This is a genomic window from Salinibacterium sp. CAN_S4, assembly GCF_015752305.1.
Classification (GTDB): domain Bacteria; phylum Actinomycetota; class Actinomycetes; order Actinomycetales; family Microbacteriaceae; genus Rhodoglobus.
Genome location: NZ_JADOVB010000003.1, coordinates 213,182 through 225,929 on the forward strand (window position 1 = coordinate 213,182; position 12,748 = coordinate 225,929).

Below are 12,748 nucleotides of genomic sequence, written 5' to 3' on the forward strand. Positions count from 1 at the left end.
GGGAGCCGACGGCATCCTGACGCCCTGACAGCACGCGTGCTGGCAACGGCACTGGCCGAGCACGCAAAAGGGCCCCGACCGAAGCCGGGGCCCTTCGCGTCGGTCAGCTGGATTCAGCTGACGTTAGTGTTAGTTGAACGCGGTGTAGTTGTTGTCTTCACCGTACTGGTAGATGCCGATGGTGGCTTCGGTGGGGTCTCCCACGTCGTTGAACGTGATCGGGCCCGAGATGCCGTCGTAGTCGACAGTGCCGCCATCGTTGATGATGGCCGCGCAGTCGGCGAACGTGGTGCACTTCTCGCCGTCACCCGAACCACCGGAGACCTCCTGGAGCTTCGCTGCGATCTCGGCTGAGTCGGTCGACCCTGCTGCCATCGATGCGAGAGCCAGCAGGATCACCGAGTCGTACGACTCAGCCGCGTAGCTGAAGTCTTCGAGGTCGGTGTTGCCTTCGCTGACCCAGAAGTCGTTCAGCGCGCCGGTGAAGTCGGCGATGGTGTCGACGCTGAGGCCGGGAAGCGTGCCCTTGGCGCCGGTGAGGGTGCCAGCCGGGAACGTGTCCGCGAAGTTCTTCAGGTTACCGTCGACGAAGTAGAGCTGGTCAGCGGGGTATCCGCTGAGGCCCGGAATCATCGTGGAGACTTCCTCGAACGTGATCAGTGCGATCGCGTCGGGGTCGGCAGCAAGAACTTCGCTGATCTGCGCGTCGAACGTGGTGTCACCGGTGTTGTAGGTGGTCTCTGCGACTACCTCTCCACCAGCGGCTTCGAAGGCTTCCTTGGTGAAGCTGGCGAGACCGGTTCCGTATGAGTCGTTCAGCACGATCATGCCGAGCGTCTCTGCTCCGGACTCTGCGATCAGGTTTCCGAGAACCTCACCCTGGAGCACGTCCGACGGGGCGGTGCGGAAGTAGAGTCCGTTGTCGTCGTAGTCGGTGAACGCCGCCGAGGTGTTTGCCGGCGAGAACTGGATGACGCCGGCGCCAGTGACCTGGTCGATGAACTGCAGCGAGACACCGGATGATGCCGCACCGAGGATGGCCTTGACGTCTTCACCCAGGAGGCGGGGGATCTCGGTCTCGTATGCCTTGTTGTCGGTGTCGCCCGAGTCACCCTGCACGAGTTCGATCTGGATGCCCAGGTCGGCTGCGTTGATCTCGGAGACCGCGTACTCGCCACCGGCGATTTCGGGCGGGCCGAGGAAGGCGAGGTTACCCGTGACCGGGAGAGCCGTACCGAGCTTCAGCGAAAGGTCTTGCGCTGGACCGCTGCTGCTTCCACCCTCTTCTGCGGGTGCTGCACAGCCGCTCAAGACGATTGCACTGACACCGACGATGGCGATGCCACCGATCAGGGACTTAAGTGACCGCGAGCGTGGGGCCTTGGCCTTCGCGAATACGCTCATGTTGCTCCTTGCGTGTTGTATTAGCCGGGAATGTGAAAGTCACGACAAACGTGACCATTCAGCAAAGTTAGGCGTAGCGGGGTCCGCGCACAATACAAGGGTGTTACAGACGTGTAACACGGCACGATCGTTATATTCCGTGATCTTGACAGGAGAGAGTGGATGTCGACTGTCGGAACATCTGTCATCAATCGATTCGCGTAAGGCCGTTGTCCGCACCATAGGCGAAGAGGCCGATCACCGCGTCGCTGGGATCGCCGTTCTGGTCGAAGGTGATCCTGCCGGACGGCCCGTCATAGTCCACGGTATTTCCTTCGAGGATGACCCGCGCGGCCTGCTCGAAGGTCGTGGCCTTCTCTCCGCCTCCGCTGCCTCCTGACACCTCCTGGAGTTCCGCGGCGATGGCGACTCCCGAGGTATCGTTCGCGGCCAGCGCGGCCAGCGCCGCGAGGACGACGGCATCATAGGACTCGGCCGCATAGCGGAACTCGGTGAGAGCCGGGTTGATCTCGAGCAGGCGGTCCGTGAAATCCGTCATCGTGGAGAGATCGAGCCCCGGTCGTGTCGCCGTCGCACCGGCCAGGCTACCGGCCGCGATCTCCGCACTCTGGTCGCTGATGGGCAGCCCCACGAAGTACAGCTCCTCACCGGTGAATCCGGCTGCCGCGAGGTCCGGCACCGCGAGCTTCGCGAGGGTCGGCGTGAGCACGGCAACCGCTGCAGGCGAACCCGCGACCACCTCGGCCACCTCGGCCGAGAGGGTCGTGGATGCCGCATCGAACGCGACTCTCGACACCACGGTCCCCCCTTCGCGCTCGAACGCGTCGGCAAGCGCTTCAGGTAGCCCGGGTTCGCAATATCCGCTCTGGTACACGATCCCCAGGGACTGCGCTCCTGACCTGGCAATCTGCTCCCCCAGCGCCGCGCCCTCCCTGGCGCAGGATGGAGCTGTGCGCCAGTAGAGGTTGTCATCGGCGTAGCGACTGAAATCCAGGGAGACATTCCCCGGCGAAATCTGGACGACCCCGGCGTTCACGATCTGGTCGATGACCTTCTTGGATACACCGTCGGAAAGCGCCCCGATGATGACCGAGACGCCGCTGTCGATCAGCGTCGTTGTGGATGCCGTGGCGACATCTGCCGTGGCATCACCGGCATCCTGGCTCGACGTGGTGATGGTGAGCCCGACGTCGGCGTCGTTGATCTCCTGGACGGCGAGATCGACTCCAGCCTGTGCCGCGGGGCCGAACGCGGCCAGGGAGCCCGTCTGCGGCAGCAGGGCGCCGATAGACAGCGTCAGGGCGGGCCGCGGGAGTGGAGTCGCTGTGGGCTCAGCGGGAGCGCTGGTGCATCCGGACAGCACGACGGCGACGACAGCGGCCACGCCGACGATGGCGGTCCTGACGTGACGAGTGGAAGGGAACGTGGGCATGGTATTTTTCATCAGAGTTTCTGGCCCGACTCGTGATCACACGACGTGACCCCGTGACACGCCACACTCGGGTTGGTGTTGAGCGGCCCGGCCATCGTAGCCGATGTCATCTGCGGTTCTCTGGGCGAGCTCCGCGCCGTTGCCGTCTGGCAGCAATGAACATGTCGATGGTGAGGATGGCGAGCGCCAGCCACACGATCCCGAAGCCGAGCCAGCGCTCCGGTGGCATGTCTTCCTTGAGCACCACGACACCGACGAGGAGCTGCAGGATCGGTGCGATGTACTGCACGAGCCCCATGTAGGTGAGCGGGAGTCGTCTGGATGCCGCGGCGAACAGGATGAGCGGAACCGCGGTGGCCACACCGAGCGACAGGATGAGCGCCGTGTGACCGGTGCCCTCCGTCGCGATCGTCAGCCCACCGGCCGCGCCGATGACGACGAGTGCGACGGCCGCGGCGGGAGCGAGAACGGCAGTCTCGATCGTCAATCCGCTGATCGCATCGGCTTGGGGACCCACTCGCTTCTTCACGAGTCCATACACACCGAAACTGAAGGCGAGCGTGAGGGCGATCCAGGGAAAAGCACCATAGCCGATCGCCAGCACCAGGACAGCGATCGCGCTGACGCCGATCGCCACCCATTGCAGCGGACGCAAGCGCTCGCGAAGCACGATCACGCCGAGCAGCACTGTGACGATGGGGTTCGTGAAGTAGCCCAGCGATGCTTCCACCACGTGACCCGTGACGCTCGCGTACACGTACACGACCCAGTTCACGAGGATGAATACCCCCGCAACCGACAGCGTCACGAGTGTGGACCGATCGCGGAGGATGGCGAGCAACCGGGGCCAGCCGCGGGTGACCGAGATCAGGAGCGCACAGAAGATGAGGGAGAGCACGATGCGCCACGCGACGATCTCGATGGGGCCTGCGGGCTGCAGCGACACGAACAGTACGGGGAGGAATCCCCACAGCACATAGGACGCCAGGGCGAACGCGAGCCCAGGCCGCGACACCCGGTCGACGGCGGTGGGGGTCGTGGGCACTGATCCAGCCTACGGCTGACGCACCACGCACAAGACCCCGTGGCAGAACCACGGGGCCTTTATGGCAGGAACCCGTGAGAACGGGGCCTGAGGAGTCGAAACTAGCGGACGACGACCGCGAGCACGTCGCGAGCCGACAGCACGAGGAGGTCTTCTCCGCCGTACTTCACTTCGGTTCCACCGTACTTGGAGTAGATGACCTTGTCACCGACTGCGATGTCGAGGGGAACGCGGTTGCCGTTGTCGTCGATGCGGCCGGGGCCCACTGCGACGACCTCGCCCTCCTGGGGCTTCTCCTTCGCGGTGTCAGGGATGACAAGACCCGACGCTGTGGTCGTTTCTGCCTCTACCTGCTTGATGACGATTCGATCTTCGAGCGGCTTGATGGACACCGACACGGTTGACCTCTGCTTTCCTGAAAACTTGGGTTGGCACACTCCCTGTGAGAGTGCCAACACAACTATAGAGCTTCGTTGGCACTCGATCAACGTGAGTGCCAGATCAATCCGGCCCGTATCGTGTCGACTCCGCAACCACGGGTACCGTGAGGGAATGGATCAGGCCGAGCTCAGAGAACTCTTCTCCACAGAGGGGCTCAGGCTGCTCGACTCCCTGCCGCCCTTCGACTCGACTGCCGACGTGGTCCGCTCGGTATCCGACCTGCGCAAAGCCGGTCATGACGCTGCGCTGGTGGCCGCCGTGCTCAACCAGGCAAAACTACGCCATCGTGCAACCGCGAAATTCGGGTCGTTCGCTGAGCGGATGCTGTTCACCGAGGCCGGTCTCGAACAGGCCACGCGCCTCGGTGTCGCGGCCCACCACGCCGGACGCTTCGCCGATGCCGGCGTGAAATGGGTGGCGGATCTCGGGTGCGGCATCGGGGCGGATGCCCTCGCCATCGCCGCACTCGAGCTCGAGGTGACCGCGGTCGAACGCGACGAGGTCACGGCAGCCATTGCGGCGTACAACCTGGCGCCATGGTCGAATGCCCGCGTGGAACACTCCTCCGCCGAAGACGTCGATCTCGCCGGAGTCGACGGCATCTACCTCGACCCCGCCCGTCGCGACGGCGCGCGTCGACTGCGCGATCCCGGTGACTGGTCGCCATCCCTCGACTTCGCCTTCGGCCTCGCCGAACTGTATCCGACCGGAATCAAGCTCGGCCCCGGCATCGACCGTGAGCTCATTCCCGACGACGCGGAAGCGCAGTGGATCTCGGTGGACCGCGACGTGGTCGAGCTCGGACTCTGGTTCGGGTCCCTCGCCCGACCGGGCATCCGGCGCTCGGCGCTCGTCATCAGCGGCACGGGAACCGCGGAGCTGACCGCGGCCGCCGACAGCGAGGACGCGGAGACCGGCGCGCTCGGCGGATTCGTCTACGAGCCCGATGGTGCGGTCATCCGGGCCCGACTGATCGGCGATCTGGCGCGAACCCTGGGCGGCAGGATGCTCGAGCCTTCCATCGCCTATGTGACGTCGGACGAGGCCCGGCACACGCCCTTCGCTTCGTGCTTTCGCGTGATCGAGGAGTTTCCGCTCGACAAACGCACGCTCAAGCGCGAGATCGCCGCGCGTGGCATCGGGACTCTCGAGATTAAGAAGCGCGGAGTCGACATCGATCCCGCCGCATTCAGGACCGCGCTCGCGCCGAAGGGCGAGGCGAGCGGCACCCTCATACTCACTAGGGTGGGCGCGCAGCGACGGGCGCTGCTCGTCGACAGGGTGACCTTCTAGAAGGTGGAACCCGACATTCCGAGCACAAAGAAGAACAGCAAGCCGATGCCCGCAAAGAGCGAAATACCCACGCCCACATAGCCCGTGATGAGGGCGGTCACCCAGAGGCCCTTGGCCCACGGTTCCCGCTTCTGCGCGATGTGGCCCAGGATCACTCCCGCGAGCGCCGGCAGGAATCCGAAGCCGACGAAAGAGCCGAGCACGCCCACGATTCCGGCGATCATGCCGATGATGCTGAGGGTCTGGGTGGGGCCTGCGGCGACGGGGGCGTACGGGTTCGGCTGGCCGGTGGGCTGCGACGCGTACGGCTGCGACGCGTACGGCTGCGACGCGTACGGCTGCGACGCGTATGGCTGCGACGCGTATGGCTGCGGCTCCGCAGACGCGGCATACGGCGGGACAGCTGACGGAGCGGCATAGGGATCGGGGCGCGCGGCGGCCGGAGCCGGTGCCTCGGGGGCTGGCGTGGCGACCGGAGGAAGTGGCGCAGGCGGGGCGACGGGCGCCGCCGAGGTCGGCGGGGCGACACGAGGGGCAGGCTCCACCGGCGCGGGTGGCGCAGCGTCAGCCGATGCCGGAACCGGGATCGGCGGAATGTCGTTGTCGGGGGTCTTGTCAGCCATGCGTACTCCAGTCGATCCGAGGGTCACCACGACGATGGAACCTCACACCCCAGTGCAAGGCTCTCCTCGTGATCAGTAGTTGTAGCCGCCGTACGATCCGACGAGCATCAGGGGGATGATGACGGAGAACGCGACCAGCAGGATGGTCAGCGCGCCCACGACGAAACCGACGACGATTCCGCCGATCGCGAGCCCGCGGCCGCCTTCACCCGAGGTCTTGATCTGGTTCAGGGCGATGAATCCGACGATGATTCCCGCAAGCGGAATCACGAATCCACCGATCAACGCGATGATCGCCAGCACGTTCGTCTTGGGTCCGGCGGGCTGAGCGCCATACGGCTGCTGCGGCTGGGGGGTCGAGTACGGGGTGGGTTCGGTCATGAGCGGTCTCCTTAGGAAAGTCGGTGCCGTATCGGCGTTGCCCATCGTGGCAGCGTCCCGCTGGCATGTCAACGCGACCGCGCGGGCAGCCGCGAGGCCGATTGCGCGGCTACGCCTGGATCGTCGTGACGGGAAGCGTGGAATCCGCCCCGAAGTCGAGCGTCGAGGGCGCGTGCCCTGCCATGATCAGTTGCGCCCCGAGTGCAGCGATCATCGCGCCGTTGTCCGTACACAGCGACAGTGGCGGAATGCGCAGCCGGATGCCCGCGGCGGCGCAGCGCTCGGCCGCGAGCTCCCGCACCCTCGCGTTGGCGACCACCCCGCCACCGAGCAGGAGTCTCGGCACGCCGAGGTCGGTGCACGCGGCCACGGCCTTCGTGAGCAGTACGTCGACGACCGCCTCACGGAAGCTCGCTGCCACGTCGGCGACGGGAACCTCGGAGCCGGCATCCTGCTCCCGTTCGACCCAGCGCGCCACCGCCGTCTTGAGCCCGGAGAAGGAGAAGTCGTAGCGGTGCTTTTCCATGTCTTTGGGCTGGCTCAGGCCCCTCGGGAACCTGATCGCCTTCGGGTCTCCCCCCACGGCGACCCTGTCGATGTGGGGCCCACCGGGGTATGGCAGTCCGAGAAGTCGTGCGACCTTGTCGAACGCTTCGCCGGCGGCATCGTCGATGGTCTCCCCGAGCAGCTCCACGTCGGAGACGAGGTCCCTCACGAGCAGAAGCGAGGTGTGCCCACCGGAGACGAGCAGGGCGATCGTCGGGTAGTCGAGCGGCTCGCCATCTCCAGCAAGTCCTGTGCTGATGAGGTCTGCTCCGACATGGCCGACGAGGTGGTTCACCGCGTACAGCGGCTTGTCGAGCGCGACAGCGAGCGCCTTGGCTGCTCCCACCCCGACCATGAGTGCCCCGGCCAGCCCGGGTCCGCTGGTCACCGCGATCGCGTCGAGCTCGGCGAGCGTGACATCCGCCTCCGCCAGCGCCTGCTCGATGGCAGGAACCATCGCTTCGAGGTGGGCACGCGCCGCCACCTCGGGCACCACCCCGCCGTAGCGGGCGTGCTCATCCATCGATGACGAGATCACATTGGCGAGAAGTTCTGTACCGCGCACGATGCCGATACCGGTCTCGTCGCAGCTCGATTCGATGCCGAGGACCAATGGCTGTCTCATGCCACCCTCACTTCGGGCTCAGGGATGGCCAGGCGCATGATGATCGCGTCGACGCCGTCCGGCTGGTAGTACTTCGGCCGTATCGCGATCTGCTCGAAGCCGAGCGACAGGTACAGCGACTGCGCCGAGGGGTTGTCGTCGCGCACCTCGAGGAAGATCTCCCTCGCGCCCCGCGTTCGTGCCTCGGAGATCAGGTGCAGCATCAGCACCCGACCGAGACCGTTGCGGCGGGCGGACCCCGACACGGCGATCGTCTGGATGTCGGCCTGCGGCTCCCGCAGAGGCGCGCGCAACCCCGCGTATGCGTCGATCTGCGTCGGTGCATCCGGCGGGAAGGCAACGACGTAGTAGCCGTGCCGATCCCCGATCTCGGCGCGCATGATCGCCGACGACCACGCGTCGGTCGTGAAGACCGTGGTCTCGATGTCCATGATGGCGTCGAGGTCGTCGACCGTGGCGCGTCTCAACTGCCAGGTCATGAGGTGACCCGCTTCGGGCCGCTGGACATCGTGACATCGGGCGAGCGCAGGTAGAGCGCGCCGGGGTGGCCGTCGAATGCATCGTCGAAGGCGCGGCCGTTCGCGAACATCGTCTCCGCGAGCATCCCCAGCGCCCCAGCCGAGACCGTGCCGGCCTCGAGCAGCCGATACCCCGCGAATCCGTCCACGCTGGTCTCGAGCTCGCCCACCCGGGTGAGTTTCGGCCCGGTCGTACGGATCGGCAGGCCGGCGGCATCCGAGCCGGAATAGGTCGACCAGTAGACCTCGCGTCGCCGCGCGTCCGTCGCCACGAGTGTGGGCCCCGTGCATCCGAAGGCGATGGCATCGTGGCTCACGGCCGGGATGATCGGCTTTCCGGCACCGAGTGCAAACGCGCGCGCTGCGGCGATCCCCACCCTGAGCCCCGTGAACGGACCCGGCCCCATGCCCGCGACCACCCCGGAGAGCTGGGCGACCTCGATCCCCGCCTCGGCGATACTGCGCGCAATCAGGGTGCCGATCACCTCGGCATGGCGTCGCGTGTCGTCGGACGAGTGCTCGGCGAGGATGCCGCCATCGCGGTCCACCACGGCGACGCTGGTTCCGGCGGAGGTATCAATCGCGAGCAGCATCGAGCCATCCCAGTTGCGCCCAGCGCGGTCCATGGCCGGTGATGCGAACCTGTCTGGGCTCCACCTCGGCCTCCATGTCTCCGCCGTGCGGGCGGTCGATGTCGAGCTCCAGCCATGAGTCGACGACACCGTCGAGCATGCCGGAGCCCCATTCCACGACGACGATGGATGCCGCGAAATCGATGTCGAGGTCATCCAGCTCCACGGCGCTGCCGAGCCGGTAGGCATCCACGTGGACGAGGGGTGCACCGCCCTCGCGAGGGTGAGTGCGGGCGAGCACGAAGGTGGGGCTGGTGACGGCTCCCCTGACGCCGAGAGCCTCACCGATCCCTCGGGTGAGGGTGGTTTTGCCCGCGCCGAGTTCACCGTTGAGCAGCACGAGATCTCCGGCTTCTAGCCGGCCCGCGAGGGTTGCACCCAGTTGTCCCATCGACTCCGGCGTCTCGATCACGAGCGACACGCCACTCACGAGAGATACCGCCGAACGACGCGTGCACCGATGCGGGTGACGATCTCGTAGTTGATGGTGCCGGATGCCGCGGCCCAGTCATCCGCGGAGGGCACGCCCGTCGCGGGGTCCCCGAAGAAGATCGCGCGATCCCCCAGTGCGACGGCGTCATCGCCCACGTCGACGACCACCTGGTCCATGGCGACCCGGCCTGCCACGGTGTAGGCCTGGCCGTTGATGCTGATCGGACCGGTGCCTGAGCCATGGCGGGGAATGCCGTCGCCGTACCCGAGCGGCACCAGGGCCAGGGTCGTGTCTTTCGCTGCGACGAACTCGTGGCCGTACGACACTCCCGTGCCGGCCGTGACGCGCTTGACGGAGACGACGGCGCCACTGAGCTGCATCGCCGGCGTCAGCGTCGGTGCACCTGGCAGGTGCTTACTGAATGGCGACAGCCCGTAGGCCGCGATCCCCAGCCGCACCATATCGAACCGCGAACCCGGGGTCGCGATGGCGGCTCCGCTCGCCGCGATGTGGGCGATCTGGATGCGCAACCCGGCGGCCGCAGCGGCGGCGAGAGCGACCTCGAATGACGCGACCTGCAGCGCGTCATCCACTCCAGCGAGGTGGCTGAAGAGCCCGCGGATGCTGACGCGTCCAGCGCGCTCGTGAGTGGCGGCCGCAGCGAAGAACGCCTCCCACTCCCCCGGCGCCGCACCATTGCGGCCCAGTCCGGTATCGACCTTGAGATGCACCAGGGCGACTCCGGATGCCGCGGCCACCCGATCGAGCTGCTGCAGGTAGCTCACCCCGAGATCGACCCGCGCCGCTACGGCCGCACTGAAATCCTGCTCCGGATCGTGCAGCCACGCGAGCACGGGAGCTTCGATGCCTGAGGCCCGCAGTTCGAGCGCTTCGTCGATGTCGACGACACCGAGCCAGTCCGCACCACCGTCGAGAGCGGCTCGCGCGGCGTGCACGGCGCCGTGACCGTATCCGTTGGCTTTGACGACCACCATCGATGTCATGTTGCCGACGGACGACCTGAGGGTCTCGACGTTGCGCGACACGGCGCCGAGGTCGATGAGTGCTTCGCGCATCACGGAGTCGACTCGACTATCACGTAGGCGATGGCCATCCCGGCATCGTGGCTCATGGACAGGTGGATCGCCGTGATGCCCTTCGCGTCGGCGATCGCCTGCGTGGCGGAGCCCAGGACGAGTCCGGGATTCCCGAGCTCGTCGCTGACGACCCGCATGTCGTGCCAGGTCACTCCCGTGGAGTCACCGAGCGCCTTGATGAAGGCTTCTTTGGCGGCGAATCGACCGGCCAGCGAGCGCAACGGCATGGGCTTGCCGTCCTTGTTTCGTTCGCTCTCGGCGAACAACCGTGTCAACAGTGCCGGGGTGCGCTTCAGCCCGTGCTCGAAGCGCGCGATGTCGACGAGGTCGACGCCGATCCCGGATATCACGTGGTCAGCTCCCCGCAGCTCTCGGTTCTGGTGTCATTCGACGGTGACGGACTTGGCGAGGTTGCGAGGCTGGTCGACGTCGAGCCCCTTTGCCGCGGCCAGTTCCATCCCGAAGATGTGCAGGGGAACGACAGCCAGGAACGGCTCGAACAGCGAACCTGCCAGCGGGATGGGAATGACCTCATCCGCGAACGGCAGCACTGCAGCATCACCCTTCTCGGCGATGGCGATCACCCTGGCGCCGCGAGCACGGATCTCCTGGATGTTCGAGACGACCTTGGGATGAAGCGACTGCGGGTCACGCGGACTGGGGACGACCACGATCACCACCTGGCCGGGCTCGATGAGGGCGATCGGCCCGTGTTTCAGTTCACCAGCGGCGAATCCTTCTGCATGGATGTAGGCGAGCTCCTTGAGCTTGAGTGCGCCCTCGAGCGCCACCGGGTAGCCCACGTTGCGACCGAGGAACAGCACGGACTGGGTATCCGTCATCCAGCCCGCCAGCTGGCCGATCTCGGCCTGCGAGACGCTCAGCACCTCGGCGATCTTCTCCGGCACGGCCTGCAGTTCGAGCACGCTCTCGCGGATCTGCTCGTCAGTCTGTGTTCCCCGCACCCTCCCGAGGTGCAGGCCGACGAGGTACAGCGCGGTCACCTGCGCCAGGAAGGCCTTGGTGGATGCGACGGCGACCTCGGGCCCGGCGTGCGTGTACACGACGGCGTGCGACTCCCGCGGGATCGTGGCGCCCTGAGTATTGCAGATCGACAGCACTCGTGCTCCTGCCTTCGTGGCATGCTGCACGGCCATGAGGGTGTCCATCGTCTCGCCGGACTGGCTGATCGAGATGACGAGGGTTCGCTCGGTGATGATCGGATTACGGTAGCGGAACTCGTGCGAGAGCTCGACATCCACGGGGATCCGCGACCATTCCTCGATGGCGTACTTGCCCAGCATTCCCGCATAGGCGGCCGTGCCACAGGCCACGATGACGATGCGATCGACACCGGCGAGGGCTTCATCGCCGATCGGATCCAGTTCCTTCAGCGAGACGAGTCCTTCGTGCACACGGCCGAGGATCGTGTTCGCGACGGCCTCGGGCTCCTCGCTGATCTCCTTGGCCATGAAGCTCGACCAGCCGCCCTTCTCGGATGCTGACGCGTCCCAGGCGATATCGAACTCGTCGGCCTCCACAGCGTTGCCGTCGAAATCAGTGATCTCGACAGACTCTGGGCGGATAGTGACCATCTGGTCCTGTCCGATCGCCACGGCCCTCCGGGTGAATTCGACGAAGGCCGCGACATCCGATCCCAGGAAGTTCTCTCCGTCACCCAAGCCGATCACCAGCGGTGAGTTGCGGCGAGCACCGACGACGACACCCGGCTCGTTCTCGTGCATGACCAGAAGCGTGAAGGCTCCCTCCAGCCTGGCGACGATGTTGCGCAGGGCGAGCGTGAGGTCGCCGACCACGTCGTACTCGCGACCGACCAAGAGGGCTGCGACCTCGGTATCGGTCTCACTGGTGAACGTCGCTCCCGTGGCTTCGAGCTCGGCTTTGAGCTCGGCGAAGTTCTCGATGATGCCGTTGTGGATCAGGGCCAGTTTTCCGTCGGCAGAGAGGTGGGGATGTGCGTTGCGGTCGGTGGGCCCGCCATGGGTCGCCCACCGGGTGTGCCCGATGCCGGTCATGCCGTTCGCGAGGGGCTCGTCTTCGAGATTGTCGAGGAGTATCTGGAGCTTCCCCGCGCGCTTCCGGCTCCCGATGTGACCCGACTCATCGATGACCGCGATGCCCGCCGAATCGTAGCCCCGGTACTCCAGTCTCTTCAGCCCGCCGAGCAACACCTCGATGCTCTTGCTGTCGCCACTGGACTTGTTCCCCACGTAACCCACGATTCCGCACATGTTCACCGATTTTAGTTGCCTCAGAC

General features: G+C 66.1%; 14 protein-coding genes. 1 reads left to right on the forward strand and 13 read right to left on the reverse strand.

The window, feature by feature from the left end; genetic code table 11:
- Window positions 1-129: 129 nt before the first annotated feature.
- From IWX81_RS09975 to groES, 4 genes are all read right to left on the reverse strand, one after another.
- Window positions 130-1,404 (reverse strand): ABC transporter substrate-binding protein, encoded by a 1,275-nt coding sequence (locus IWX81_RS09975; protein WP_199281164.1) that lies wholly within the window; start codon window positions 1,402-1,404, stop codon window positions 130-132.
- Between the two features lie 187 nt (window positions 1,405-1,591).
- A complete protein-coding gene (locus tag IWX81_RS09980) occupies window positions 1,592-2,836 on the reverse strand; it encodes an ABC transporter substrate-binding protein (RefSeq protein WP_334593773.1) in 1,245 nt (414 codons plus the stop codon).
- 106 nt (window positions 2,837-2,942) lie between these two features.
- The gene (gene rarD, locus IWX81_RS09985; RefSeq protein WP_199281166.1) at window positions 2,943-3,881 is read right to left on the reverse strand and encodes an EamA family transporter RarD; all 939 of its coding nucleotides are present in this window, start codon (window positions 3,879-3,881) and stop codon (window positions 2,943-2,945) included.
- A 101-nt stretch (window positions 3,882-3,982) separates the two neighbouring features.
- Window positions 3,983-4,279: a co-chaperone GroES gene (groES, locus tag IWX81_RS09990; RefSeq protein ID WP_131416385.1), complete on the reverse strand. Its 297-nt coding sequence runs from the start codon at window positions 4,277-4,279 to the stop codon at window positions 3,983-3,985.
- 154 nt (window positions 4,280-4,433) lie between these two features.
- Here groES and IWX81_RS09995 point away from each other — a divergent pair, with 154 nt between their 5' ends.
- The gene (locus IWX81_RS09995) at window positions 4,434-5,615 is read left to right on the forward strand and encodes a THUMP-like domain-containing protein (RefSeq protein WP_199281167.1); all 1,182 of its coding nucleotides are present in this window, start codon (window positions 4,434-4,436) and stop codon (window positions 5,613-5,615) included.
- On the opposite strand, the gene IWX81_RS10000 is transcribed toward IWX81_RS09995, so the two are convergent.
- The 9 genes from IWX81_RS10000 to glmS all read right to left on the reverse strand — a co-directional run bounded on the left by IWX81_RS10000 (window position 5,612) and on the right by glmS (window position 12,722).
- Entirely contained in the window at window positions 5,612-6,238 is a 627-nt protein-coding gene (locus IWX81_RS10000) for a DUF4190 domain-containing protein (RefSeq protein WP_199281168.1), read from the reverse strand. The genes IWX81_RS09995 and IWX81_RS10000 overlap by 4 nt on opposite strands.
- Before the next feature lie 72 nt (window positions 6,239-6,310).
- On the reverse strand, window positions 6,311-6,619 hold the full coding sequence (locus IWX81_RS10005; protein WP_199281169.1) for a DUF4190 domain-containing protein: 309 nt from the start codon (window positions 6,617-6,619) through the stop codon (window positions 6,311-6,313).
- Between the two features lie 109 nt (window positions 6,620-6,728).
- The gene (tsaD, locus tag IWX81_RS10010) at window positions 6,729-7,790 is read right to left on the reverse strand and encodes a tRNA (adenosine(37)-N6)-threonylcarbamoyltransferase complex transferase subunit TsaD (protein WP_199281170.1); all 1,062 of its coding nucleotides are present in this window, start codon (window positions 7,788-7,790) and stop codon (window positions 6,729-6,731) included.
- Window positions 7,787-8,269 carry a ribosomal protein S18-alanine N-acetyltransferase gene (gene rimI, locus IWX81_RS10015; protein WP_199281171.1) on the reverse strand — a complete coding sequence of 161 codons (483 nt, stop codon included), beginning with the start codon at window positions 8,267-8,269 and terminating at the stop codon, window positions 7,787-7,789. The genes tsaD and rimI overlap by 4 nt, the downstream gene beginning before the upstream one ends.
- Window positions 8,266-8,901: a tRNA (adenosine(37)-N6)-threonylcarbamoyltransferase complex dimerization subunit type 1 TsaB gene (gene tsaB, locus IWX81_RS10020; RefSeq protein WP_199281172.1), complete on the reverse strand. Its 636-nt coding sequence runs from the start codon at window positions 8,899-8,901 to the stop codon at window positions 8,266-8,268. Before tsaB ends, rimI begins: the two co-directional genes overlap by 4 nt.
- Window positions 8,885-9,331, reverse strand: a complete 447-nt coding sequence (gene tsaE, locus IWX81_RS10025; RefSeq protein ID WP_199281297.1) for a tRNA (adenosine(37)-N6)-threonylcarbamoyltransferase complex ATPase subunit type 1 TsaE — start codon at window positions 9,329-9,331, stop codon at window positions 8,885-8,887. Before tsaE ends, tsaB begins: the two co-directional genes overlap by 17 nt.
- A gap of 35 nt (window positions 9,332-9,366) precedes the next feature.
- Window positions 9,367-10,449, reverse strand: a complete 1,083-nt coding sequence (gene alr / locus IWX81_RS10030) for an alanine racemase (RefSeq protein ID WP_199281298.1) — start codon at window positions 10,447-10,449, stop codon at window positions 9,367-9,369.
- Window positions 10,449-10,820, reverse strand: coding sequence for a holo-ACP synthase (locus IWX81_RS10035; protein ID WP_199281173.1), 372 nt, complete (start codon window positions 10,818-10,820; stop codon window positions 10,449-10,451). Before IWX81_RS10035 ends, alr begins: the two co-directional genes overlap by 1 nt.
- Before the next feature lie 33 nt (window positions 10,821-10,853).
- On the reverse strand, window positions 10,854-12,722 hold the full coding sequence (glmS, locus tag IWX81_RS10040) for a glutamine--fructose-6-phosphate transaminase (isomerizing) (protein ID WP_199281174.1): 1,869 nt from the start codon (window positions 12,720-12,722) through the stop codon (window positions 10,854-10,856).
- Window positions 12,723-12,748 lie beyond the last annotated feature (26 nt).